At 41.1% G+C, this 26,369-nt stretch carries 22 protein-coding genes; 9 read left to right on the forward strand and 13 right to left on the reverse strand.

Features of this window, described 5'->3' with window-relative positions:
• Positions 1-57 precede the first annotated feature (57 nt).
• From GTQ43_RS26000 to GTQ43_RS26030, 7 genes are all read right to left on the reverse strand, one after another.
• A complete protein-coding gene (locus GTQ43_RS26000; RefSeq protein ID WP_265275577.1) occupies positions 58-342 on the reverse strand; it encodes a hypothetical protein in 285 nt (94 codons plus the stop codon).
• Positions 343-794: 452 nt separating this feature from the next.
• Positions 795-1,901 (reverse strand): aliphatic sulfonate ABC transporter substrate-binding protein, encoded by a 1,107-nt coding sequence (locus tag GTQ43_RS26005; RefSeq protein ID WP_265275578.1) that lies wholly within the window; start codon positions 1,899-1,901, stop codon positions 795-797.
• A gap of 274 nt (positions 1,902-2,175) precedes the next feature.
• A complete protein-coding gene (locus GTQ43_RS26010) occupies positions 2,176-2,997 on the reverse strand; it encodes a class I SAM-dependent methyltransferase (protein WP_265275579.1) in 822 nt (273 codons plus the stop codon).
• 122 nt (positions 2,998-3,119) lie between these two features.
• Positions 3,120-4,301, reverse strand: coding sequence for an acyl-CoA dehydrogenase family protein (locus GTQ43_RS26015; RefSeq protein ID WP_265275581.1), 1,182 nt, complete (start codon positions 4,299-4,301; stop codon positions 3,120-3,122).
• A 368-nt stretch (positions 4,302-4,669) separates the two neighbouring features.
• Positions 4,670-5,674, reverse strand: coding sequence for an ABC transporter substrate-binding protein (locus GTQ43_RS26020; protein ID WP_265275582.1), 1,005 nt, complete (start codon positions 5,672-5,674; stop codon positions 4,670-4,672).
• A 244-nt stretch (positions 5,675-5,918) separates the two neighbouring features.
• Entirely contained in the window at positions 5,919-6,248 is a 330-nt protein-coding gene (locus tag GTQ43_RS26025; protein ID WP_265275583.1) for a ferredoxin family protein, read from the reverse strand.
• The gene (locus GTQ43_RS26030) at positions 6,245-7,876 is read right to left on the reverse strand and encodes an FAD-binding protein (RefSeq protein WP_265275584.1); all 1,632 of its coding nucleotides are present in this window, start codon (positions 7,874-7,876) and stop codon (positions 6,245-6,247) included. Before GTQ43_RS26030 ends, GTQ43_RS26025 begins: the two co-directional genes overlap by 4 nt.
• A gap of 637 nt (positions 7,877-8,513) precedes the next feature.
• Here GTQ43_RS26030 and ssuD point away from each other — a divergent pair.
• From ssuD to GTQ43_RS26060, 6 genes are all read left to right on the forward strand, one after another.
• Entirely contained in the window at positions 8,514-9,662 is a 1,149-nt protein-coding gene (gene ssuD / locus GTQ43_RS26035) for an FMNH2-dependent alkanesulfonate monooxygenase (protein WP_265275585.1), read from the forward strand.
• 100 nt (positions 9,663-9,762) lie between these two features.
• A complete protein-coding gene (gene ssuC, locus GTQ43_RS26040; protein WP_265275586.1) occupies positions 9,763-10,590 on the forward strand; it encodes an aliphatic sulfonate ABC transporter permease SsuC in 828 nt (275 codons plus the stop codon).
• Positions 10,591-10,724: 134 nt separating this feature from the next.
• Entirely contained in the window at positions 10,725-11,495 is a 771-nt protein-coding gene (locus GTQ43_RS26045) for an ATP-binding cassette domain-containing protein (protein ID WP_265275587.1), read from the forward strand.
• A gap of 253 nt (positions 11,496-11,748) precedes the next feature.
• On the forward strand, positions 11,749-12,252 hold the full coding sequence (locus GTQ43_RS26050; RefSeq protein ID WP_265275588.1) for a GNAT family N-acetyltransferase: 504 nt from the start codon (positions 11,749-11,751) through the stop codon (positions 12,250-12,252).
• A gap of 120 nt (positions 12,253-12,372) precedes the next feature.
• On the forward strand, positions 12,373-13,320 hold the full coding sequence (locus tag GTQ43_RS26055; RefSeq protein WP_265275589.1) for a D-2-hydroxyacid dehydrogenase: 948 nt from the start codon (positions 12,373-12,375) through the stop codon (positions 13,318-13,320).
• 102 nt (positions 13,321-13,422) lie between these two features.
• Complete coding sequence (locus GTQ43_RS26060) at positions 13,423-14,373, forward strand: D-2-hydroxyacid dehydrogenase (RefSeq protein ID WP_265275590.1); 951 nt, start codon at positions 13,423-13,425, stop codon at positions 14,371-14,373.
• A gap of 91 nt (positions 14,374-14,464) precedes the next feature.
• Here GTQ43_RS26060 and GTQ43_RS26065 read toward each other — a convergent pair whose 3' ends face one another.
• Together GTQ43_RS26065 and surE are read right to left on the reverse strand one after the other, a co-directional pair.
• The gene (locus tag GTQ43_RS26065) at positions 14,465-15,664 is read right to left on the reverse strand and encodes an acyl-CoA dehydrogenase family protein (protein ID WP_265275591.1); all 1,200 of its coding nucleotides are present in this window, start codon (positions 15,662-15,664) and stop codon (positions 14,465-14,467) included.
• A gap of 233 nt (positions 15,665-15,897) precedes the next feature.
• Entirely contained in the window at positions 15,898-16,578 is a 681-nt protein-coding gene (gene surE, locus GTQ43_RS26070) for a 5'/3'-nucleotidase SurE (protein WP_265275592.1), read from the reverse strand.
• Positions 16,579-17,422: 844 nt separating this feature from the next.
• Between surE and psb32 the strand changes: the two genes are divergently transcribed.
• Positions 17,423-18,160: a photosystem II repair protein Psb32 gene (gene psb32 / locus GTQ43_RS26075; RefSeq protein ID WP_265275593.1), complete on the forward strand. Its 738-nt coding sequence runs from the start codon at positions 17,423-17,425 to the stop codon at positions 18,158-18,160.
• A gap of 180 nt (positions 18,161-18,340) precedes the next feature.
• On the opposite strand, the gene GTQ43_RS26080 is transcribed toward psb32, so the two are convergent.
• The 3 genes from GTQ43_RS26080 to GTQ43_RS26090 all read right to left on the reverse strand — a co-directional run bounded on the left by GTQ43_RS26080 (position 18,341) and on the right by GTQ43_RS26090 (position 21,574).
• The gene (locus GTQ43_RS26080) at positions 18,341-18,724 is read right to left on the reverse strand and encodes a DUF4346 domain-containing protein (protein ID WP_265275594.1); all 384 of its coding nucleotides are present in this window, start codon (positions 18,722-18,724) and stop codon (positions 18,341-18,343) included.
• Positions 18,725-18,910: 186 nt separating this feature from the next.
• A complete protein-coding gene (locus tag GTQ43_RS26085; RefSeq protein ID WP_265275595.1) occupies positions 18,911-19,075 on the reverse strand; it encodes a hypothetical protein in 165 nt (54 codons plus the stop codon).
• 294 nt (positions 19,076-19,369) lie between these two features.
• The gene (locus tag GTQ43_RS26090; RefSeq protein WP_265275596.1) at positions 19,370-21,574 is read right to left on the reverse strand and encodes a patatin-like phospholipase family protein; all 2,205 of its coding nucleotides are present in this window, start codon (positions 21,572-21,574) and stop codon (positions 19,370-19,372) included.
• A gap of 686 nt (positions 21,575-22,260) precedes the next feature.
• Here GTQ43_RS26090 and GTQ43_RS26095 point away from each other — a divergent pair.
• Positions 22,261-23,241, forward strand: a complete 981-nt coding sequence (locus tag GTQ43_RS26095; protein WP_265275597.1) for an ABC transporter substrate-binding protein — start codon at positions 22,261-22,263, stop codon at positions 23,239-23,241.
• Between the two features lie 9 nt (positions 23,242-23,250).
• A complete protein-coding gene (locus tag GTQ43_RS26100; RefSeq protein ID WP_265275598.1) occupies positions 23,251-25,041 on the forward strand; it encodes a diguanylate cyclase domain-containing protein in 1,791 nt (596 codons plus the stop codon).
• Between the two features lie 67 nt (positions 25,042-25,108).
• Here the strand turns inward: GTQ43_RS26100 and GTQ43_RS26105 are convergent, their stop codons facing one another.
• Positions 25,109-26,290, reverse strand: coding sequence for a GNAT family N-acetyltransferase (locus GTQ43_RS26105; protein WP_265275599.1), 1,182 nt, complete (start codon positions 26,288-26,290; stop codon positions 25,109-25,111).
• Between the last annotated feature and the right edge of the window lie 79 nt (positions 26,291-26,369).

Consider the following 26,369-nt stretch of genomic DNA (forward strand, 5'->3'; position numbering starts at 1 on the left):
CTGAAAGCAAGCTGACGCGCAGTGGCAACTAGAGAATTAAGATTAGCTAGCGATCGCCTAATCACCTGTTTGAGATTTTTGGACATCTTCAACAGGATTGGCAATTGGGAAAGAAATAGGATTATTAGACGGCGTTAGTGAATCTAACTGGAGTTCTTCGAGTGATGCTTCGATGCTTGAATCAGCAAAATAGGAACCTACGATTTTATCATAGTTAGAAGCAACAGCTAAAAAAGCACCACCCAAAATATAGATAGGTAATGGCAGATTAAATTCTTGTAACCAGTCAAACAGTTCCGCCAAGGCAAACAGCACCAAAAAGCAAGCAAGCCAAACTCTCATATTTTTATTTTCTAGATTGAAACAACTCTACTACTCTTATACCAATTTTAAAATTGAAAAGTAAAGTTCCGAGCCATTTTTACTATGATTAGTATTGAAATTATTTTGTATATAGTTATTCCCATTCAAATGTGGTACAACATCATCTCGTAAGGTTTAGGGGCAATTCATGAATTGCCCCTACGGGTGTACTTCACATAAATGAGAACCGCTATAATATTACTAAAGTCTTTACAGTTTTAGGCTTAAATAATCTTTGATTTAAAATAATAATTCAGATTGTAAATAGGTTTTTCGGTCTTTCAAACTTATCTTTAACAGTTCTAAATCATTCAATAAAAACTGGATCCCCGACTTCTTTTAGAAGTCGGGGATCTGGGCATAATGAAGTTCAGTTAAAGAAAATTGTAGGTTGGGTTTCCTTTCTCAAACCAACTTAAATTGTCTATTCACTACTTATTCGCTAACACATCTGAGGGAGTAATTTTGGCGTACTCTTCAGGCGTTAAAAAGCCGTCTCTAACATTCACCTTTTTGGGGATAAGTCCTAAGCTATACCACTTGTCAGCAACTTCCTGCTGCTTAATAATAACTTTCTCGGTAATTGGTACTAATCCGTAGTCATATTTATCATGCATTATTTCTAGAGTCGGCGGATCTAACTTAGTTACAGGAGCAAGAAGTTTTGCTACTTCTTTGGGATGATCCTTAGTCCAGATTTCTGCTTTTTGTAGCTCATCTAAAAACACTTTGATGACATCAGGATGAGCCTGATAAAATTGGCGTGAGGTTGAGTAAAAATTGCCAGTATCTCGCAATTTACCACCATCTGCTAAAACACGAGCTATTTTATTTTGTTCATTTCTGGTAGCGAATGGCTCCCAAATATACCAAGCATCCACCTTGTTCTGACTAAATGCTGCATTTGCATCTGCTGGTGGTAAAAAAACTGATTGGACATCGCTCAGTTTTAACCCGGCATCTTCTAATGCTTTAACTAATAGGTAATGGCCAATAGAGGCTTTTTGAAAAGCTACTTTTTTACCCTTCAAATCGCTAACACTTTTAATCGGAGAATTGATAGGAACTAAAAGTGAAATAGCTTTACCACTAGGAAGTGTAGTAGCTAGATAAACAAGGGGCGCTCCTGCTGCTTGTGAAAATATAGGAGGCGATTCGGCTGTAGATGCAATATCCAATCCATTTGCATTCAGAGCTTCTAGCTGTTGCGGCCCAGCCGCAAACTCAGCCCACTGTACTTTAAAACCTAGAGGCTCTAATTGCTTTTCTAAGGAACCCTGCTTTTCTAAAACTGCTAAAGCGGAAAGTTGTTTTGAACGGACAATCCGTACTACTTGCTTCTCAGATGATTTCTCTGTAGTGCTAGATGAAATTACCGATTCAGGGGAGGCTGCCGACTGCTGAGTGTTATTTTTGGCTTCGCTACAACTTGATAGGGTTGTCGATAGCATTAAGCAGTAGCCTAGAGCAAATAACAAAGAACGACGTGTTATTCTCTGGGTTTTTCTAAATTCAAACTTTCCTTTTAAAGCTGGCATGAGTTATTTTCTTGATTCCCTCTAGATGGTTAGAAAAATGATGATTACAAGTAACGAAAATATTATCTATTAATTTATTTCAAAGTTAAAATAATATTTTATAAATTTAAATATATGGGTTATAAATTTAGAAAAAAGAGTGGGTGTTACCCACCCTGCAACGACTCGAGGAACTGAAAATTTAATATTTAAGAGGGAAAGTTTTAGGAAATGGAGTGAGAAAGACCCACTCCAATTTGTGCTAGTGGAAGATTGGAATTTGTAAGTGAAATTGCTAATGCTTCCAAGCGACTAGGATTGTAGCTTTGAGTTCTTCTGTAAAATGTCCAGACGGCTCAACTGCTAGTAGCGCTTCTCTGAGATCCTTTTCAAATGCTGGGGCATTATCACCATAGAAAATTTTGAGAGAGAAGGCTGTTGTGTATAAATAGCCGAGATAGCTATCGATAGTCCAAAATTTTTCAAACGGCACTTCATAGTTTTCTTGACGAGCAAAAGCTGAATTGCTAATAACGACTTCATGAGGAGGATCCACTGGCTTACGAGTGCCTTGTCCTCGTTGTCCAGTCCGCCGTTCTTCACCTAACCATTTCTTTACTACTCCAACAGCAGCTTGTTTCCAAGGTAGATTGCTTTCCCAAGGATTGTCACCAGTCTGAAGCAGTGCTAATCCACCATCGTCAGTAAGCAATTCATAAAGGCGTTCAAGCACTAGTTCGCGTTCCATCCAATGAAAGGCTCTACCAATAGTAGTTAACTTAAATTTCCCTAAACTAGAGTCTATTAACTCGGCTCCTTGTTCTAACCAAGTAATATTATTTGCTCCGACTGCTGCGGCTTGCCGTTTAGCTTCTGCAATCATTTCTGGATCGGGATCGATCGCCACAACTTCCTCAAATTGTGTTCGCAGAGCAATTGAAATTAATCCTGGGCCAGTACCTAAATCAAGGAGTCGTCCTTGACCATTGAGATGAAATATTTCGGTTAGTTTATCGAATACAGCAGGTGGGTATTTGGTTCTATACTGAGCGTAGACCTCTGCGGCTCCCTCAAATAAACTTGGGTCGTAAGTGGGAAGTGTTTTTAGTTGAGTCATATCAATTTTGGATTTTAGATTTTGGATTATGTAGAGACGCGATTCATCGCGTCTGATTCATCGCATTTGTGCGGATGAGGGAGCAAGGAAGGCTCTTAAGGTGGAGAGAAATAACCAATGCGCTAAGAATATTGGGTGATGACAGGTAGCCGCTCATTGAGTACCCAATCGCCGATCGCACGCAATTTGTAGTCCACAGGATCGTGGAGGGTAAAGGTTCGTAAATCCCGCCAGTAACGGTCAAATCCGTATTTGGTTGCTGTAGCGCGGGTTCCCGTCACTTCAAAGATGCGGTTGGTAATATCTAGACCTACACGGGTAGCTAATGCCTTGGCTGCGGAAACTGCGATCGCAACTTCTCCCCTCTCTTCATGAGTAAGTTCTACATCTTTTTCCCAGGCTGCTTGCACCTTCTCGGCTGCTTGGTCAGCTAGAGCGATCGCAGCTTGAATTTCAATCCAAAAGTCCCCGTAATGATGCAGAATATATGGGTCTTGAGTCGCACTATCTACCCCTGATGTAATCCACGGTTTAGTAGTAGTTTTAGTGTACTCACGAGCAGCAATAAAGGCTCCTTTAGTAATTCCCAGATAAACGTTAGTTTTTGTTAGCTGGGCAATAATACCAAGAAAAGTTGAGAAGGCACTATCAGGTGGATTTGCTGGCCCTAAAATCTCATCTTTTTCTACTAAAACATTGTTAAATGTATAACTACCACTATCAGTACGACGTTGCCCAATATTATCCCAATCTTGATTAGAAACTAACCCTTCCCTATCTTTGGGAATTATGAATATGAAGGGCAATTCCACACCATCTTCTAAAGCGGAAAATACCCGATAATCTGCAACAGAAATACCTGTACCAAAGCTTTTAACACCATTTACCCGAAAGTTCTCACCTTCTGGATTAATTTTCAGCCTAGTGTCTTTTGTATTGATGGCGTTTGCCCAAAATAAGTTATTCTTGGCAGTTTCCCTATAATATTTTTCCTTTTGGGCTGATGTGCCGGAAACGTGACCCAAAGCTGTCAAGTTGAGATGATTACCATATAATTGACCAATTGAACCATCTGCTTTTGATAGTTTTCTAACAATTTTTAAGGCATCAATCCAAGTTGCACTAATGCCACCATATTGCTTAGGTACAATCAGTGGTAGCAGTCCACTTTGACGTAGTTTATTAATTTCCTCTTCGGGAACTCCAGCTTTAGCATCCCGTTCAACTGCTGATTGAGCAAGTTCTTTGGATAGAGAAGCTGCTAGGTCAATATAATCTTTTGGTTTTGTAATTTCTAGCACCATAAAAAACCGTCCTTTTAGGGATTTGCAAGCAATAAATTATCCAAATAAACGAACCACAGAGATGCAGAGAACCCAGAGAGAGGAGAAATAGAGAGGATTTTTGCGTCAGTTTTGAGATATTTTTTAAACTCTCATTTCTCTGTGTCCTCTGCGACTCTGCGGTTCGTTATTTAGAAGAAATGCAGAGTGGGAAAAACCCACCCTACAAATGAACAGAGGAAATGGAACATGGAACGTTGTAAAGACTGGGCATTGGGGTAAACTCAGTTCATCAACCTTTGATACTCATGAATAAGTCTTTGAATTCCGTTAAGAAGTCTTTAATACTTGTAAACAACAAACAATTAAAACTCCATTGACCCCATACCCTATTTTTTAACAGCCCAATCTGTCAATTTAAAATCTGACTTTGCTAACCCCTGCAAAACTAAAAACTTCTTCGTCCCCTCTAAAAGTTTCACACCCTCCTCTGGCAAAGGTTCTTCCGAAACCTGTTTGAGTGGAAACGATACTTTAATAATATCGATAGGATATTTAGTAATTTGAGCATGATACTGATAATATTCTTCAGAATTAGCTTTTAAATCCTTCGCTGCTTCTGTCAGAATTGCATTAAATTTCTGGGGAAAATCAGGCTGTTTCGCCAGAAAACTTTCAGTTGCGACAACTAATGATGTCCCTGATAAACCCTGATGATTCGCAGAAGAATCAATCACCGGAAACCCTTGTGATTTCAAAAAAGGCCCAAGCTCGCTTGAAGTTGCATAAGCAGCTATATCACCACGCTCTAAAGCCGTTTTTGCCTCAGTAGTCATCAAATGAACAACTTTTACATCCTTGGCAATTTTAGCTTCAGCTAACAGACCCAGCAAGTATCGATGCATATAAGAGCCTTTTTGAGTAGCTATTTTTTGACCCTTAAGTTCAGCAAGCGATCGCGGGCCATTCTTTTTCGCCACTAACCAGGCAGTTGTATTAAATTGGCTAATCCTTAACAGCCGGGTTTCCTGACCCCTTGCTCTCAAAACTATGGCTGGTGTATCGCCTAAAGAACCAACATCTAATTGTCCGGCAACAAGCGCCTCATTTAGATCCGGCCCATTAGGAAATCTTGCAAAAGTAATGTTTTGAAATCCCGCTTTTTGCAACTCCCGCTCTAATATTCCCTTTTTCTTTGCCCAACCAAGCGCCCCTGTAGGTTCTGAATTACCTACATAACCTATTCGTAGGGTAGAAATATTATTTGCAGCGACAGCGTTATTAACATTAACAGCCTCAATGGATTGAGCAGATTTAGTTTCGCCTTGGCTACATCCTGTAGTTAGTAGCAGTAAGACACAAGCCACTGAAGTTGATAATCTCGTACTAGACATAAGGGGGCGTGTTTTCAAACCTCTCGTTAAGCAACCTAGTTTTTGAAGATCCCCCCAACCCCCCTTAAAAAGGCTTGCTCTAAGAATTTCTTTTCCTCCCTTTTTAAGGGGGGTTAGGGGGGATCTTAGAGTTTGAAAACAGTCACTAGACTCAAAATACCTAACTTTTCTAGGACTATGTTCTGTTTCCTGCTTCTTGCTTCCTGCCTTTTTTAATGCCAGCATGACTTTTTTCTCCGCCGCACTATTTCATCTGCTTCAAAATTTGAAATGTTTGATCCGTTTTGGCTGTTGAAGTGCGCTTATGTCCCCAACCGATTTTTTCTCGATAACTACCCAGTAGCCCCACTTCTGCCAATTCCGCCTCGTTGACTGAAGTCGTCACATCGCTTTCTGGTGCTACATAAAGAGCATCAACTGGACAATACAATTCGCACATATAACAGGTTTGGCAGTCACTCTGTCGAGCAATGGTTGGTGGCGCATCAGGCACTCTGTCAAATACATTGGTTGGACAAATATTCACGCAGATATTACATTTTATGCACCGCGATTCGCTGACCAACTCAATCACACTGCCACCCCTATTTTAGATTTTGGATTTTGGATTTTGGATTTAAGTAGCGGCTGAGTCTTCACCCAGACTCGATCTAATCCGCCACTAATGAGGTGATGTTGCTGATTAGCATCAAGTTCGGGATAATCTTGATGTTTGTGCATACCACGAGTTTCTTTCCGTTCAATGGCACTGCTGTACATCCATCGTGCTGTGGCTACCATCGCCGCAGCTTCTCGCGCCCGGATTAGCTCATTGTCTGATTTTACCCGACTACTGCGAAGTTCTTGCCAAAGATGATTTAGCTTACCCAAAGACTCGGTTAAGCCTTGTTCTGTACGGAAATAATTCTTTTCATAAGGAAATACTTCAGCTTGAACTGCTTGAATAATTTCATCAGTTGCCAAAGTTTGAGAGCGATCGCTCCCACTATGTAATCCTACCTCCCCAACACCCTTAACTTGTCGTTGAGTTTTGTATTCTCCCAAACTACGGCTATATTCAGCAGCCGATTTCCCCGACCAATAGCCAGAAGAGATTGCCCAAGCTGCGTTGTGACTACCACCGCCCGTAAATCCACCACAAATCAGTTCACGTGTAGCAGCATCTCCAGCCGCATAGAGTCCCCGCACAGAACTACTACAACTCTCATCTACAATCCGAATTCCTCCCGTGCCGCGCACAGTTCCTTCTAGGCGCAGAGTCACCGGAAAACGTTGAGTAAATGGATCGATACCTGCACGGTCAAAGGGTAAAAAGAAGTTGGGCTGTGCTAGACGCATAGATGCCCGCATTGATTCCGCTGCTTTGTCTATGATGGCGTAAACTGGCTGTTGTAGTAATGTCTCGGCAATTACTGACCGTCTATGAGAACTTGCCCCCGGAATTACAGTACCGTCTTCGTAGGTGAAAGTTGCCCAATTATAAAACAGGGTTTTGGTAACTGAAGAAAAGGCGGGGGAGATGCCGTAAGCATTAGAAAATTCCATACCAGACATCTCGGCTCCTGCTTCTGCCGCCATTAAATAACCATCCCCTGTTAAGACGTTGCATCCTAACGCTTTGCTGAGAAACGCACAGCCGCCTGTGGCGATAATTGTAGATTGCGATCGCACTATCCATTTCTCACCAGTCTGACGATTCACACCTGTTGCACCAGCAACAGCACCATCGTCATCTACCAGTAGTTCTAAGGCGGGGCTGTTGTCTAAAATCTTGACTCCAGCGCGTTGAATTTGCCGCCGCATCAGGCGCATGTACTCTGGCCCTTGGAGCGATCGCCGATAGGGTTTGCCTTCATCGTCGGTAGGGAAGGGATAACCCCACTCTGCTAACTGATTGACGTTTGCATAGGTCTGATCGAGTACCCGATCCATCCAACTGCGATCGGATAAAAACCCACCCAATGATTCCCGACTCGCCTTTGCAGTTTCTCGTGCTTCTGGATCGGGTGGTACATACCACACACCATTACCAGATGCCGCAGCACATCCAGTCGTACCACAATATCCTTTGTCTACGAGGACAACTCTAGCTCCACTTGATGCAGCACTCCAAGCTGCCCAAGTTCCAGCTGGCCCACCTCCAATCACAAGCACATCTGCTTCTAAGTCGAGTTCAAAATCGGTTGTTAACGTCTTCAGCATTTACAATTTCCCTCATCGATAAAGTCTTAAGCATCAAGTCTTCAACCCACCGATGCCGCACTAGCATTCATATCAGAAGTCTGTTTGTCTGCCTACTTGACGGCTCATCAGTAGGCCCAATGGTTCTTTAAGACAGGTTGTTATTAGACTATTTTCTATAAACAACTTTAACTTGATCGATTTACCGTATTTTACGATATAACAAAGCATTTCACAGTTTTCGCTAAAAAGCAAGTACTCCAGGAAATGAATTTAATAGTAAAGTTATGTAAAAAGCTTTTTCTTATCTATCCGAAGAGCCTTGCTTTTTAGAGTTTTTGTGTATACATCCAATCTTTCTCTAGGTTCCAACTACTTATTACAGGAGGCGCACTGTATTTTTACCACAATATAGAAACCCTCATAGGATAAGAGGCGTTTCTAATTCACATTAGGCGTAACTTGTATTTTTCAACACAGCAATCCTGACTATAAAGCTGTCATAATTGCTAACTAAGGAGTTAGTTCTTCTGGTAGCCCTTTTTTACTAATAGTTAAATTAGGCTTGATTTTTAGATAATATCGGGTAAAATTTTGACTATAAAGTACGGTAATTCGATCGGATAATCGTATATTTTGCTCTCATGCCCTGATAAATATGCAAATTCTCTGGTTTATTCCTACTGGATCTCATGACGGACGGTATTTAGGCACAGATATTGGCTCTCGTGTTGCCACACCTGATTATTTGCAGCAAATTGCTCAAGCTGTGGATAATTTAGGTTACACGGGCGCATTGTTACCCACAGGTAATTCTTGTGAGGATGCTTGGATAACTGCTGCCGCTTTCATATCTGTCACCAAGCAGATGAAATTTCTTGTGGCAATTCGCCCAGGAATTACTTCTCCAGGTGCTGCGGCTAGGATGGCAGCAACATTTGACCGGATTTCTAAAGGAAGATTATTGATTAATGTAGTGACAGGTGGAGATCCGGTGCAACTAGCTGGGGATGGTTTACATCTTGGTCATGACGATCGCTATGATTTAACCGATGAATTTCTCACAGTTTGGCGGGGTATGGTCAGTGGGGAAACAGTGGATTTCAAAGGAAATTACCTAGATATCAAAGGTGGTAAGCTTTTATTCCCACCAGTACAAAAACCCTATCCACCCTTATGGTTTGGTGGTTCATCTGCTGCTGCGAAGCGGGTTGCTGCTAAACATATAGATGTTTACCTGACTTGGGGTGAACCTCCACAACAAGTTGCCCAAAAGATTGCTGAAGTTAAGCGACTAGCGGCTGAACAAGGTAGAACAGTCCGCTTTGGGATTCGCTTGCATGTAATTGTGCGAGAAACCGAGTCTGCGGCTTGGGATGCTGCCAATGAGCTAATTAAGTATGTTGATGACGATGCGATCGCAAAAGCTCAAGAGAGCTTGGCTAATTCTGATTCTGAAGGACAGCGGCGGATGAGTCAACTACATAGTGGTAGTCGAAAAGCCTTAGAGATTAGCCCCAACCTCTGGACAGGAATTGGTTTGGTGCGGGGTGGTGCTGGTACGGCCCTTGTTGGAGATCCTGACACTGTTGCCGCGAGGATGCTGGAATATCACAATTTGGGGATAGAAACTTTCGTATTCTCTGGATATCCCCATTTAGAAGAAGCATATCGCACCGCCGAATTATTATTTCCCCGCCTACCTTTACAGAGCGAAACTACACCACTAACGCCACCAGTATTGAGTACTATTAGCGAAATCGTTGCCACTGAAAAATTTGCTAAACACCTAACAAGTGCTTCATGAATAATTCGTAATTAAAGAGCAAATTACGAATTGTCTTGACAATGCTTATAGATTCATACTTGCGTAGATATAAAATCCAAAATCCAAAATCTAAAATTCCATGACTATTACCTTTAAACACAGCAAAAGAGACAATAATATCTCTCTGAGCGAGGTATTAGAAAACCCGCAAATTGAAAAAATAGTTCCCTGGATTGTGCCCGTTCTAGTTCTATTACTTTGGGAATTAGCTTCCAGAACTGGTTTACTCTCAACCAGAATTTTACCAGCCCCCAGTGGCGTAATCGTTACAGCAATTAAACTAGGCTCCACCGGAGAACTGTTTCAAAATATAGCAATTAGTGCTGGGCGGGCAATATCTGGTTTTATAGTTGGTGGCAGCATTGGGTTCGCTTTAGGATTGCTCAATGGCTTTTCTCGTGTGGCAGAAAAGTTATTAGATAGTTCCCTGCAAATGCTCCGAACTATCCCTAATTTGGCATTAATTCCGTTGGTAATTCTCTGGTTTGGTATTGGCGATCAAGCTAGATTATTTCTAGTATCTATGGGGGTATTTTTCCCTTTATATCTCAATACATTTCATGGTATTCGTAGTGTTGATCCTGGACTGATTGAAATGGGAAAAGTCTATGGATTGAAAACACCGCAACTTCTGTGGCAAATCATTTTTCCAGGAGCCTTGTCTTCGATTCTCGTTGGTGTCCGTTTTTCTTTGGGGATTATGTGGCTGACATTAATTGTGGCAGAAACGATCGCAGCAGATTCTGGACTTGGTTATATGGCAATGAATGCCCGCGAGTTTATGCAAACCGATGTTGTGGTCTTGAGTATTGTGATCTATGCACTGCTGGGTAAATTAGCAGATGCTGTTGCCAGAGGATTAGAAACAAAATTTTTGGCTTGGAATCCCAATTATCAAAAGTCATAAATACCAAATTAGCCAAAAGTTAAAATTAAAACTTTTCAACTTTTGACTTCTATTAATTTTGAGGGTGAATTCTAAGTTCTATATTTCACCAAATAATTAAATCTCAATTTCTCTAAAAACAGGAGGTTTTGCAAGTGAGTTCTAATATACAGGGCACGCAACTAAGTATTTTGGATTTGACGAAGACTTTTGGTAAGAAAACTGTTTTAAATTCGCTGAATTTAGAAGTTGAACCAGGTGAATTTGTCGCTATTGTCGGACGTAGCGGTTGTGGTAAGAGTACTTTATTGCGTCTTATATCAGGATTAGATAAAGCAAGTTCAGGTGGAATACTATTGGATGGAGAACCACTGCGTAGACTCAGCGGCTCTGTAAGAGTAATGTTTCAAGATCCTCGTTTGTTACCGTGGAAGCGCGTTATCCAAAACGTAGGGTTAGGTCTACAAGGCGATTGGCGTGAAAAAGCTTTGTGGGCACTCAATAAAGTCGGACTCAAAGATAGGGCTGATGAGTGGCCTTATGTTTTATCTGGTGGACAACGACAACGGGTGTCATTGGCAAGAGCGTTAGTCAGTCAACCCCGTTTGTTATTGTTAGATGAACCTTTGGGAGCATTAGATGCTCTAACTCGCCAAGAAATGCAGAATTTGATTGAGAATCTGTGGCAAGAGCGGAGATTTACTGCGTTTTTGGTAACTCACGATGTAGAAGAAGCTGTAGCTTTGGCAGACCGAGTGATAGTGATTGATGAAGGACAAATTTCTCTCGATCTACCTGTGAAACTTTCACGCCCACGAGATAGAAGTAGCGAAGTATTTATTAATATTAGAGAAGCAGTTCTCCAGCGAGTAATGAACAATGAAAGTAATCAGCCAAACAACCAATTATTGCAGTTGAGTAGTTAATATTGAGCTTTGCTTAGTTGATTAATGTGATGCTTGAGGTAGCCGTGGTAAATAGGCTACTTCGAGATTATAACTTCCTCTTAAAAAACAGCTATAGCAATCAAAAAATATTTTTAACACTCAAAATACCTCTATGCGGCTCTGGGTGCTTTCTCTATATTCACAACTTAGATAAACAAGAACATAATAACTATTAATTTATATTATTTTATTAAAAATAAACAATAAATATCTATTATTTCTAATTAATCTAATGATAATTAAAGAATTAACAAGGTATGATGCAGAAAATTATAGACAGATCAGATTAGAAGCTTTATATAGAAATCCAGATTCATTTGGTACAACATATCAAGAAGAAGCAATTAAGACGATAGAACAATTTCGGGATAGAATCTCAATAGATAACAACAACTTTATTTTGGGCTGCTTTGAGGATAAAGAGTTAATTGCAATAGTCGCATTTCACCAAGAATCAAGAATAAAACTCAGGCATAAAGCATATATTAGTAGTATGTATGTTCAAGAAGAATATCGAGGAAAACGTATAGGTAAATTATTACTAAATGAATTAATTGAAAGAGCAAAAACTATTATTGAGATAGAAATATTATTGCTTGATATTGTTCAAAATAATTTCTTCGCAAAACAACTTTATTTATCGTTGGGTTTCCAAATATATGGATTAGAGAAAATGGCGTATAAATTTAATAATCAATATTTTGATCTGGAGCTTATGTATTTAAAGATTAAGTAAAAAGAGCTAAATTCTTACTAAATATCATAATTTATACCAAGAAAAAATGGCACTCAGTTTTTTATAAAACAGAGGCAATTTCCAGAGATAATCCTGTAAAGAAAGAAGAGGTAATCTACAATGAAGCTCATTTTGCCACTCGATTTGGTTGCTGACATTGAGCCTCATCTACCGCCTGATACAGAGGTTGTTAGGGTAGATATTGAAGGAAATTTAGATGGGGATGCTAGCGATGCTGAAGTTTATTTCAGTTGGTTTTTATCTAGAAGTCCGACGCTCCATAAAATAATAGCAGCAGCACCTACATTGCGTTGGCATCATGCACCAAATGCAGGTGTGAATCACATCTTGACACCAACTTATTTGGAAAGAGATATTATCCTCACAAATGGGGCTGGAGTACATGGAATTCCGATCGCAGAATTTGTGATCGCTTATATACTGGCTCATGCCAAACACCTGCCAGAATTATATGCTTTACAGGCAGAACGTCACTGGAAAAGAGGCTTTGCTATCGAAGAGTTGACAGATGCGACTTTGCTAATTATCGGTGCTGGTGGTATCGGTCAAGAAATCGCTGCCCGTGCTAAACCCTTCGGCTTAAGAATTATTGGCAGTCGCCGTCATCCCCAAGAGCTACCAAATTTTGATAGAGTAGTGGGTGCTGATGAATGGCGATCGCTCCTCCCAGAGGTTGATTATGTAGTGATTGCAACACCACTAACTCCAGAAACCAAAGAATTTATTGATGAATCTGTATTGCGAGCGCTGCCAAATCATGCTTACCTAATTAATATTGCTCGCGGTGGCGTAGTTGATGAATCGGCATTAATAAAAGCGCTCACTCAAGGTTGGATTGCAGGTGCAGCATTAGACACAGTTAATTCCGAACCGTTACCACCAGAAAGTCCTTTGTGGTCACTTCCAAATATCTTTATTACACCTCATACTTCCGGTCATTCACCAAAAAGTAAACAGCGTTCAATAGCACTATTTATCGACAATCTGAAGCGTTACCAAGCTGGTCAGCCGTTACGAAATGTAGTAGATAAGGAAGCGGGATACTAAAGAATTAAAAATTAAAAATTAAAAATTAAAAATGAAGAGGTATTGACGATTGGGTTGCACAATCCAAAATTAAAAATCCAAAATGGAATTAAGGAGTAGCAAATGGTCAAACTAATTTTACCCGATCATCTCATTGCTGATATTGAGCCACACCTACCATCTGATATAGATGTTGTGGAGGTGGATAGTGAAGGTAATCTTGATGGTGATGCCAGTGATGCAGAAGTTTATGTGAACGGATTTTACCTCAAAACTTCTACTCTTGACAAAGTGCTGACAGCAGCGCCCAGGCTGCGTTGGCAACAGTCGCCGAGTGCTGGCGTGAATCATATCCTCACGCCAAATTTTTTGCAAAAGGATATTATTCTCACTAATGGCGCAGGGGTTCATGCGATTCCAATTTCGGAATTTGTACTGGCATTCATGCTGTATCACGCCAAGAATCTGCGGAAATTGCAAACTTTGCAGGATGCACACACTTGGGTAAGAGGTGTATTTCTTGAAGAGTTAGCAGACGCGACTTTATTAATTCTCGGTACTGGGAATATTGGTCAAGCGATCGCGGCTCGCGCTCAAGCCTTTGGTGTTAAAGTTTGGGGTAGTCGCCGTCATCCCGAACCCCTACCAAATTTTGACAAGATTGTAGGTGCTGATGAATGGCGATCGCTCCTGCCAGCAGCCGACTATGTAGTAATTGCTACGCCACTAACTCCAGAAACTAAAGGCTTGATCGATGAAGCTGCATTGCGCTCTATGCGTCAGTCTGCTTACCTAATTAATATTGCTCGTGGTGCGATCGTGGATGAAGCCGCATTGCTCACTGCACTACGTGAAGGATGGATTGCTGGTGCTGGATTAGATACTATGGCTACAGAACCTCTACCACCGGAAAGTCCCTTATGGTCGTTGCCAAACGCCTTTATTACACCCCATTGTTCAGCCCTTTCGCCACGCTTGAGAGAGCGCATAGCACAACTGTTTATCGACAATCTTAAACGCTACCAAACTGGCAAGCCCTTACGGAACATCGTAGACAAGAAAGCAGGATACTGATTGGGCATTGGGCATTGGGAAAGAAACTTGTTAAATTAATTCTCCCTGCCCCCTGCCCCTGCCCCCTGCCCCCTACCCCCTGACTCGCCAATCACTTGACTTTCAGCACCGACTTCCCTAATGACTGACAAATAACATCATTTTGCGGTGTATGAATACGGCTGCATAGAACGTCACGATAGTGTCGCTCTAAAGGATTCTTTTTTAACATCCCAGGATTACCAGTCAATTCTAAGGCAATCTCCACAGCACGAATTGAGTTAGTTGTGGTGAGATATTTAACAGCTTGTGACTGTAATCCTACGCTGGACTCATACTCGCGCCGATCGATATCTTCAGCCAAACTATAAATTAATCTATTGTTAGCAAACAGCAATGCTTCTATCTCACCCACGGCAGTTTGAAAGCGTGGTAAAGTTGCCAATGGCTCTTTGAGATTAGAAGGCGATCGCTCCCACAGATATTTAACAAGCCAGTCTCGCGCACTAGTCGCAACACCAAGATATAACGCACTGATGGTCAAACTGCCCCAAGTGGAAATCAGTGGATCAAAGGATGGCACAGCAGATATGGGATTGATATTTAGGGCATACTCTAAGGGAATTAATACATTTTCCAAAATCAGATCGTGGCTACCTGTAGCCCTCATCCCCAAGTGATCCCAGGTTTCGACAATTTGCAAACCAGGTAAATCGCGCGGAACTAGAAAATTGCCAACTTGGGGTGCATCCTCAGTTGTCAGCGCCCAAACAACAAAGTAACTGAGAATGGGACTACCCGTGGTGTATTGCTTATGGCCTGTTAAACGCCAACCCTCTTTTGTCCGTTCGGCAATTGTGGCAGGTAATCCACCTCTAGCTGGTGTTCCTAACTCTGGTTCGACACGGGCCGCATTGATCAGGGCAATGCCTTCGATTGATTCACGACACAGGCGTTTATATACCTCTGGATGCCAGCGACGGCTACGGGCTGCATTGGCATGTTGAAGATAGTGCATGGTCAATACTAGCGCAGTTGAAGCATCCCCACGCGCTATCCCTTCAATCACTCGGCAGATAGTTGCCAGCCCTAAACCCTCACCACCTAATTCCCGTGGAATGGTGAGACTGAGTAATCCTGCTTTATGCAAAGCTGTAAAATTTTCAAAGGGAAAAGAACCGTCTTTGTCGTGTACCCCTGCACGGGTGGCAAAGTCCTTGGCTAAAGCCTCAACCTGGTCGAAAATATTAGGAAGATTTTCTAAGCTGGTGGTTACAAAGGTGTCTGGCACTGCTTGCTCCAACTGTGACATAAATACTCCTTAAAAGGTCACTTTACAGTAATGTCATCTATTCGCTTTCAAGCATTAGATAAGCATTAGAGTACTCCAAGTAAAAAAATGCCCAATTGTCATTGCGAGCGAAGCGAAGCAATCACAGCCCTTGGGATTGCTTCGCTTCGCTCGCAATGACGGGTTTTGGATCATTTATTTTTTGGAACACTCATTAGATAAATAATCGCAATTTGGGATTTTAGATTAAATCTTCAAACCCTTAACTGTGTTACCGCGATATTGCCGGAAAAACATACATCCACATCGCTACCAGGAGTGCGATCGCGTTTGCCATATTCCCCTACATAATAAAAATCATCGCCTTCAACTCGATAGTTTACGGGTAAAGGTTTGGTACAGGCTTGGCAAAACACTACTTCAGGTTCTGCCTCTCCTGGTTGCAAATGCGGTAGATTTACATTCCAGAAGCTTCCCGATTCTAGGGGACGCTTGAGTAAGTCTGCTAAAACTTCAGCTGTTAATTTGGCGGCCAAATCCCAATCAAAATTCTGCTTGGCTTTGCGATAGTGGGAAATAGCAATTCCGGGAATACCGTGCATTGCGGCTTCCCGCACAGCAGCCACAGTACCAGAAATGTAGGCATCAACTCCCAAGTTTCCCCCAGCATTGATCCCTGAAAGCACAAAATTGACATCTGCGGTGATTTGTGTTATTGCAATTCTCACGCAATCGGCGGGAGTCCCTGCGATCGCATATTCTGTCTCAGAACGTCGTTGGAGGTTGATGGCGCGAGTAGTGGTTACTTGATGTCCGCAGCCAGATTGATGATCAGCAGGAGCAGCAATAATAACATTTTTGCCTTTTACAGCTTTGATGAGAGCTTTTATACCAGGGGCATCAATACCATCGTCGTTAGTTAAAATTATAGTCATCTATATATTATAAGTAGGTAGACGAAAATATTTACAGTCATTGCGAGGGTAATAAAATAAAGTAAAGCAATCCTAAAGGCTTGCAATTGCGTCATTTCTAATGATGTTGTGTAATTAATTCTGTCTGACTACTTACTTGCATATAGGCTAAAATTTCAAAAAAATGCAGATATCACCCATCAAGGGGTACAGCATCAAAAGCTATTTGCAGATATGAAAAATTATGCTTGATTCTGCCAAAAATATTGATTATACGATATTATTTCTAGATGGTTTGCAAATTCCGCCCTAAACATTTGGGTTAATTCTCAAAAGGGGCGGTATTTCTTGTCAAGTTACAGCACTTTGCAAGTAAATGAAGTAATGCTTGGGGCTACGGTGAATTACCCCCCTTAATCCCCCCGATATATTGGGGGGATTAAGAAATCTAGTTCCCTCCCCTTTATAACTACGGTGTACACACATCTCTGTACAAAACCAAAATCGTTGAAGATCCCCCTAAATCCCCCTTATAAAGGGGGACTTTGATTCTAGTCCCCCCCTTTTTTAAGGGGGGTTAGGGGGGATCTAAAGCTGTGGGGCAACTCTAAAAGACTTGTGTGTACACCGTAGCCCCTTTATAAGGGGAGGGTTAGGGTGGGGTATTTTTGTACCTCACCAACTCGCAATCTGCTGTAATGCTTGCAACTGCCCTCAGAACAAGTTTATGCAATCAAAAAAATCCTGTAAAATACATATCTGCTGGCAGTAGCAGAAATTTCATACTGGAGAAAACTGTGAACCAGGTGATTTTTGCACTGGTTCTGTAGTATTTTTGGTGCAAGTCTGTCTTAGGGATCACACGATGAAACAGCTCCTCAAACAAGTATTTAACAGTCAAAAACATCTCATCCGGCTAATTTTACCATTGGTGACGGTTATTCTAGCAGTTTCGCTGTTTACCACGCCAGCTTTAGCCACAGGCGTGGATCAAATACCCAACCTCACAGCAGGAAATAAGACTTGGGTGTTGGATCAAGCTGATGTCATCAGCCGTTTAAATGAAGGTAAGATTAGCAGCACTTTCGAGGATTTGGCAAAGCAAACAGATCAGGAAGTGAGAATTGTTACTGTTCGCCGTCTCGACTACGGTGAAACACCAGAAAGCTTCACCAAAGAGTTGTTTAAAAAATGGTTTCCCACAAAAGAAGCCCAAGCTAATCAAACTTTATTGGTTATTGATACAGTTACCAATGGCACTGCCATTATTACTGGGGATCAAGTCAAGCCTTTACTCACTGACTCTATTGCCGAGAGTGTAGCGACTGAAACGGTAAGTGTGCCGTTACGTAATGGTAACAAATATAACCAGGCATTTTTAGATGCAAGCGATCGCCTTGTAGCAGTCCTCTCTGGAAAAGCCGATCCAGGCCCACCCCAAATCACTGACAATGTGCAGGTAGAAGGTACTTATAAGAAAGCAGAAGAAACCAACCAAGGTAATGCTACTGCTTGGGTTGTAGGATTGTTAATTGCCGCCACCGTTATCCCAATGGCGACTTACTACATTTATCAGATAAATCAGCCATCATCTAATGGGTAATGGGAGAGTTGGGAGTCATTCAATTTTAGATTTTAGATTTTAGATTGAAGGAAAAATCCAAAATTAAAATAGGACTTACGCAAAAACTCTCTGAAACTCTTATTTCTTTGTGTCCTTTGCGTCATTTGCGGTTCGTTTTTTCATGATTTTGCGTAAGTCCTATAAAAATCTAAAATTGGCTTAATCCTGAATATAGTCTTGTTCTGTTACTAAAGCCACCTCAGCCCGAACAAATTCTCGACCTAAATAAGCTGCATGATCTAATTGAGTTACAGGAGAGGGCTGAGTTTCTTCAAAAATTTTCACGCAAAGTTCTTTCGCCGTTCTGGCGCTAAAAACCGTTGTGTAAGTTCGTTCTACCTTTTTTCGCGCCGGAATTACCTTCCCTGTTTCTGGATCAATAGCTAAACCACGCTCATCAATCACATTTGTAAAATGCTTGGCATAAATTAACCGTGCGTCTTTATCCAAGTAAATGATAAAATACCCACCCGGATCGAGGTCAATATGACGCTGCGAAAGTTTATCATCAATTGCGGCTAAATCTTCAACTATTAAATCCATAAGCACTATAAAAAGAAAATTTCTTTCTTTAATATTTTTACACTCTATATCAAGTGTAATTCCTATGTTACTTAGCATTCTTTATATCTTTCAGATATTTGTGATTGCTTTTACTTAAAAAATAATTCTCTAATTAGCTATAAATTATACTTTCATTCCAAATAGTGGCGTGGCGATCGCAGCTAACTACAGAATATCAGGAGCAAAGGAACGCACGGCAAAAGTAGGGGCTAAATGAGGCTGTTCAATCACAATTCGTTGCGAAGCAACTCCCATCGCTAATTGATAGCGTCGAGCAACCGTTGCTAAACGAGAGTTGACTAACTGCGCTAATTCAGTTCCCCCTGTCAAAGTCAGGATTTTTGTGTCAGTTTTGGGAGATTTTTTAACTTGGAAGTCTCTAAGAGATTGTTTGAAAAGTATTTAGCTGTGATTTTAGGCACTTGTTGATCCCCCCTAACCCCCCTTAAAAAGGGGGGAACTGGAATCAAAGTCCCCCTTTTTAAGGGGAGCCACTGCGTTGGGCGGGTTCCCCGACTTGAAGCACGTGGCGTGGATTTAGGGGGATCTAAAACATTTTGCTACTAAGAAAAGGACTTTTCAAACATCCTCTAAGAGAAAATCAAGAGTCTTTAACCTACGCAATTAATTTGACAAAATACTACACAACTCATCAATTTGTTGACTTTTTTCTGCAATCAGTTTATGGGCTAATGCTTGTAGCTGGCGAATATTTTCTAGTTTGACATTATCAATTGCTTCCAGTTCTTGGGGTAAGAATGTTTGAAACCGATAATAAGAACTTTTCGTTTCTTTGCTACTAGACTCAAATAACCGTTCCAATTCTCCCGCAACCACTTCGCTACCACCATCAAGCACAATATTTAAAAGAGGTCTTCCCCATTGCAATAGTCCCCATTTTTTGACTTCCTTATAAGGATAGACACTTGTCAGGGAACCAGTACCTAATGAAACTACTAAAATATCTTCTGTATTGAGGAGTTGTTTTTTCTCTTGTCTACTAATTTGCGCTTCTACAATAGCCAAATTTGCTGGATTATTAGCTACCACTCCGCCATCAACTAAAGCATAAAACCCGTTGATATTATTAGAAGTAGGAACCCGATGGGGGGCAAAATAAGTCGGAGTCGCGCTAGTTGCAAGTGCTGCATCTGCGAGTGTAATACCGGAACATAACTTGCGAAAGCTTCTAGATACCGTCTGTTGTTTTTCAATTTTGTTTGTAAAGAATACGGGAATTCGCTGCTCTATATCATAGCTAGTTACGAAAACTTCTTTAAGATTATTTTCTAGAAGGCTATCGCCAAAATATTGCCTTAAAATTTCCTCTCTTCCCTCAGAAGAATATTTAGGCTGAACAAAGATATCTTCTAAATCACCCAGTATTCTTTCAAAGAATGGCTCATAAAAGATTTCAGCCCCATACTCAAGATATATTTGCAGAAGATCCTCTGCACTGTATTGGGCGACTGGTAAGTTGTCAGATAAATCTGAATTCAATCGGGGTTTAGTTAGTCCGAGTGCGAGAATTCCTCCGGTTGAAGTGCCAGAAATTAAATCAAACAAGCTAAAAATTGGCTTTTGTGTCCGCCTTTCTATTTCTGCTAAAATCAGCGCTGGGATAATACCCCGAATACCACCTCCATCTATGGCAAGTATTTTATATTTGGGGTTAGCTTTCGGATTTATAGTTTTTTGCGATCGCTGTTGAGTTAATATCTCTGGTACATCGCTTTCACTATTTAGGATTTTTTCGGTTTTCTCTGGCTGCTTTGCTTGGGGAGTTACAGGGGTTTGAATGTTGGCAGATTTTTCGCTTTGTTTCTTTGTCCCTTTTTTTCCCTTCCCAACTCCTGTTGTCGTTGCTGCCACAATAGGAGTTGGAGCAACGTCAGTTTCTTCAATGGGAGGAACCTCAACGGATTCTGCTTGCAATTCGGCTTCGTCGATAGTAGTTACTTCGACGTTAAGAACCTCAACATTAAGAACCTCAACAGACAGTTCGCTCAAGTCGGGAGACTCTTTCGGTACTTCTTCTTGGGCTAAATCTTCACTACCAGATAGCGTCACCACAGGATTGTCCTCTGCAACTGTCTGGTTTTTTTCTTCGTCTTCAGCTGACGACTGAGCGATCGCAAATGTAATTTGTGTTAAATCCCAACTAGGATTACCACGTAAGGTTCCATTATGACCATTTCCACTCTGGTCTTGAACAGTTGTCCCTTGTCCTTCGTTTAATGCCCAGTAAGCTACTAATCCTGGTTCATTTCCCACTAGACGCTGATAGCGATACCTGTGGATATCTACCTGCGAGCAGGGATAATTCCAAACGCTAATGTTAGCCAATTGTCCTGTAAAATATATCTGGTTGTGTAAAGTTGCCCCAAGCGTCACACGACTAGTTGCTTTGTTTAAAAAGGAACCTGCCAAAGATCCATTATATTGATGCTCATCAAGATATATAGTCAGTTGACCACTATTAAAAACAATGGCAAAGAAGTGCCATTGTCTGATAGTTAATTCTCCATTGCCAAAGGTTTTGATAACATTGTCAACATCTTCATCAATGTAGACATCTAGATTCCCTGCTTCACTGATGCCGAACTCAAAATTATCACTATATCTATCTGAAGAACGAGCAAAAAAAACATTGCGTGTTCCATAAGTAGTAGCTTTATTGCTTAGGCTATGAGGATTCACCCATCCTAAAATCGTAAAGACCGAACTCCCTTGAGCAAAGACACCACCAATATCATTCTTGCCAAAATCTATGTAATCATCTTGACCATCAAACGTTAGAACTGATTGGATATTTAAGTTGTTTGTCACGATATTTTAATCTCAAAATCAAGTAGAACTTATACTAAATTAATAGAAAATCGGCGCTAAACTCTATCCCCTTGAGTGGCTGGAGAAGGATAGCCGCCCCTAACTTGAGGCATTGGTGCTTCTTCTCCATGCCATATACCCTATTTCTGATGACCAAAACTCTATCTCTTTATGGGTAGGATTTTTCATAATTCAGAAATTCCAATGAGGTCTCAAGTTTATCAGGATAATGCCGAAAACCTCAAAATGAAGCACTCACAATTTAAAAAAGTTTGACGGATGAATGTCTTTTAGGTTAGAGATGAAGGCTACTAAGCAGGACTTATGGCAATACGCTTTGGTTAAGGTTATTTGATGACAATATATAGATCCAAAATCCGCAATAGATCGCCGTTAGGACGAAGGACTGATTATTGTAAAGACGGCAATAAATCGCGTCTCTTGCCTTAACCGAACAGTATTGAGACTTATCCTACCTTTATATTCTCAGCTTCATTAGAAAAACGCAAGGACAGATAAGACAGTTAAGACCGTTAAGCAAATATAGGACTTACGAATTGATAGAAAAAACTAAACAAATAGGAGTTGCTGAAAAATGAGAAAAAGGTAATAATCTCTCGATTATAAGAAATGAGAAAAATTATTAGATGCGAATTAAATATTAAGCAATATTTGCTACTCAATAAATGTTGACACTACTTAGAAACCTTAGTATTTTTCTCATTACCATCTGTTTACTATTTGCTTGTCACCTTTGGGCACCGACCGAATTCAAACGTCCTCCCTTGAAAGTACAATTTGGATCTTTTGTTGGGGAGTATCCAGGTATCATTGCTCAAGAAAAAGGATTCTTCAAAGCCCAAGGTGTAGATGTGGAAATAATTTATAAACTATACAACAAATTGGAACAAGCAAAGTTCAGTGCAGGTAACTATGACGGTATTTCATTATCTTTAGGAAGTATTATCATATTGAGTACCACAAATCCAGATATACAAGGCGTGCTAGTTATAGATGAATCAACAGGAGCAGATGTAGTAGTCGCCCAACCACAAATTAAAACCGTCGCTGACTTGAAAGGCAAAAAATTAGGCGCAAATCTAGGCGGTTTTAGCGAAGTTTTCGTGACTGAGATGTTGAAAAGTGCCAACTTAACCAGCGATGATGTGAATTTGGTTAAATTAGAGGCTTTAGAAATTCCTCAAGGACTGAAAAATAATGTTATTCAAGCCGGACACACTTGGGAACCTCATCTTTCTCAAATTATTAAATTAGGAGGACATATCATATTTACCAGCAAACAAACTCCTGGCTTGATTATAGATATGATTGTTTTTCGCGGTGATACAGTCCGCGATCGCCCCGAAGACATTCGTGCATTTGTGCGAGGATGGCTGCAAGCCTCGGCCTACTGGAAAGCAAATGTTCAAGAAGGAAACACTATCATCAGCAAAGCGTTAAAAATTCCTAGCAATACAATCTCTCTGGATGGAGTAAACTTAACTGATTTAGGTGAAAATCAAAACTTATTTCAATCTAGCAACCCTAACTCCATCTACAAAACTGCCAAGATATATGAAGATTTTTTTATTCGCGCTGGAAACGTGACACGCATTCCTGAGCTAAAAACTTTGTTTAACTCTTCCTTCTTAAAACCTGCCTCCTAGCTTAAAGCCATGCAGCACTCTCTTTTGGGCGGCATCCGGACAAAGTTGATTGCTTGTTTTCTTATTGTTGCTTTGATTCCATTGCTGTTATTGGCATTTATCAACAAACAGACAACTGAAAAAGCACTAACTGACAACGCTAGACAAGCCCTATCTGCGGCGGCTAACGAAACCAGTAACAGAATAGATGCTTTTATTGATGCAAATCTCAATGCCGTGCGTGTAGAGGCACTTTTACCAGGTTTGGCATCCTACCTCAGCCTAACTCCAAAACAGCGAGATGACAGCCCCGAAATGCAATTGGCCACGGAAACATTAATCCGTCTCAGTCGCAAAGATATGCTGAATATTATCTCTTATGCTTTGCTCGACTTAAAGGGGAAAAATGTATTAGATACACGTACACTGAACATCAGCAAAGATGAATCAGTTCAAGATTATTTTAACAAACCACTGCAAACTGAGTTATCCTTTGTTTCTAGCATGAAGCGATCGCTAATAATTCCTGACCTTGTTACCCTGTTTTTTAGCAGTCCGGTTCGCAATGCTAAGGGAGATATATTAGGTGTATTGCGTGTTTCATACAATGCTACTGTTGTCCAGCAGTTAGTAACTCGACAAACTGAACGGGCTGGAGAAAAGTCATTTGCTATTCTTTTAGATGAAAATAATATTTATCTGGCACATAGTACTGCACCAAAACTACTTTTTAAATCAATTGTACCCCTGCCTTTAGATGTTGTAAATAAACTACAACGAGAAGGGCGTTTGCGTAATTATCCTGTTAAAGAATTGGCAACTAATGAGTCAAAACTTAAGCAAGCCTTGGATAATAAAAACCCGTATTTAATTGCATCTTTAAAAGGAACTGGTAATCAGGTTAATCTGATTGCGATCGCTCGTTTAAAATATCAACCTTGGTCAGTGTTGTTCGCGCAGCCCGTTGCTGTTGCCCTCGCACCTGTAGAAAAGCAAATTCGTGACGCAATGTTTCTATTTGCATTTATTGCTTCAGTAGTGACAATCATCGCTTTTGCTATTGGACAACTGCTAACAAAACCAATAATCTACCTTACCAATATAGTTTTCCTGTTTACCGCAGGTAACTTAGATATCCGCGCCAAAATCAGCTCAAAAGACGAAATAGGTCAATTGGCAAAATCGTTTAATAACATGGCACTTCAGTTACAAACATCTTTTGAAACTTTGGAACACAGGGTACAGGAGAGAACAGCAGAGTTAGTAATTGCTAAAGAAAAAGCAGAAGATGCAAATCAGAAACTAGAACAACTGGTAAATCTAGATGGTTTGACTCAGGTGGCTAACCGTCGCTGCTTCGATATCCGACTGCAAGCAGAATGGAAACGCCTCACACGAGAACAACAACCCCTATCACTGGTTTTATTGGATGTTGATAAATTCAAGGCTTACAACGACTACTATGGCCATCTGGGAGGCGATGATTGTCTAATCAGAATAGCGCAAACAATGCAACAGACAGTTCATCGTCCGGCTGATTTAGTAGCGCGTTATGGAGGAGAAGAATTTTCGGTACTCCTCCCCAATACTGACTTAGCGGGAGCGATCACAGTAGCACAAAGTATTCAACAAGCAATTCACAATCAAGCTATTCCTCATGCACAGTCTGATATCAAGGATATCATCACTGTTAGTTTGGGTATTAGTTCTGTTATACCCACTTGTGACATCAAGCCACATACACTTATCCTTTCCGCCGATCAAGCCCTGTACAATGCCAAACTTAATGGGCGCGATCGCTATTGTACTCATACAGCGTAGGCCGATTTACCATCAAATAATTGATTAATCAAAACCTGAAACAACGTACCCCCAAGTGCGTATAGTTTTAAGAATTTTTCTCGCTAAAGGGCAACTCTGCATTAATGGCCTCAATCTCCTGCTGTTCGAGTTGATTCACTTCTTTAATATAGGGACGGATAATTTGTCCTAAACGATTATTGTAAAAGCGGTGCAGACTGTGATTAGCCATAGCCGGGAAACCGCGCCGTTTTTTGTGTCGTCCACCCGCGCCAGGGTCAAAAATTTGGATATTGTTAGCGATCGCCCACTCAATGGGAGCATAATAGCAAGCATCAAAATGTAAGCAATCTATTTCTTGGAAACTTCCCCAATAGCGTCCATAGAGTTTGTCACCTTTAAACAAACAAAAGGACATTCCTAAAGGATGAGAATTATCTTCGTCGCTATATGCGGCAAAAAACAAGACTCGATGGCGATAATCGGCTTGTAGCTGCTCAAAAAAACGTTGTGTGAGATACTTGCTACCCCACCAGCCAAATTTATCACAGGTGTCAGCATAGAACTGATGCATCAAGGGAAATAAAGACTGAGGAATTTCATCACCAGTCAGTGGTTGCAATCGCAAACCTGCTTTTTCTACAGTTTTCCGTTCCCGCTTGATATTGCGGCGCTGATTGGCGTTAAACACCTTTAAGTAGTCATCAAAAGTTTTAAAGCCAGCATTTTCCCAGACATAGCTGTGGTGCAGCCAAGTCGTAAAGCCATGCCGTTCCAGAGTATGCCGCCATTGGGGATCTACGTAGAGAAAATGACACCCAGAAATCCGATTTTTGGAGCAAAAAGTGTCAATTTCATGCACCATCATCGCCGTGATTTCATCCTCATCTTCTCCTGGGGCGATTAAAAACCGATACCCCTCAGCAGGAGTAAATGGTGTCATGCCCAGCAATTTGGGGTAATATTGGACTCCGATGCGATCGGCTAACTCTGCCCATTGGTGATCGAAAACAAATTCACCAGAACTATGTCCTTTGAGATAAAGTGGCGCAGCCGCAATCAGCGTTCTATCTCGCCACAATGTCAAGTGATTTGGCAACCAACCAGTTTTAGCTGTAGCACTCTGGGAGGTTTCGATATTGTTCAGCCACTCCCATTCTAAAAACGGCGTTTTGAGTGGCATTGCCAAAGCATTCCAGGCATTTTGGGGTACTTCAGCAATTTTGTTTGTCCAAAGGACAGAATAGCGAGGTTTAAGTTGTTCCACCATGTTAGGGGAGTAGGGGGCAGGGGGCAGGGGGCAGGGGGCAGGGGGCAGGGGGCAGGGGGCAGGGGAAAAACCAATTCCC

This window comes from Nostoc sp. KVJ3 (assembly GCF_026127265.1).
Lineage (GTDB): Bacteria > Cyanobacteriota > Cyanobacteriia > Cyanobacteriales > Nostocaceae > Nostoc.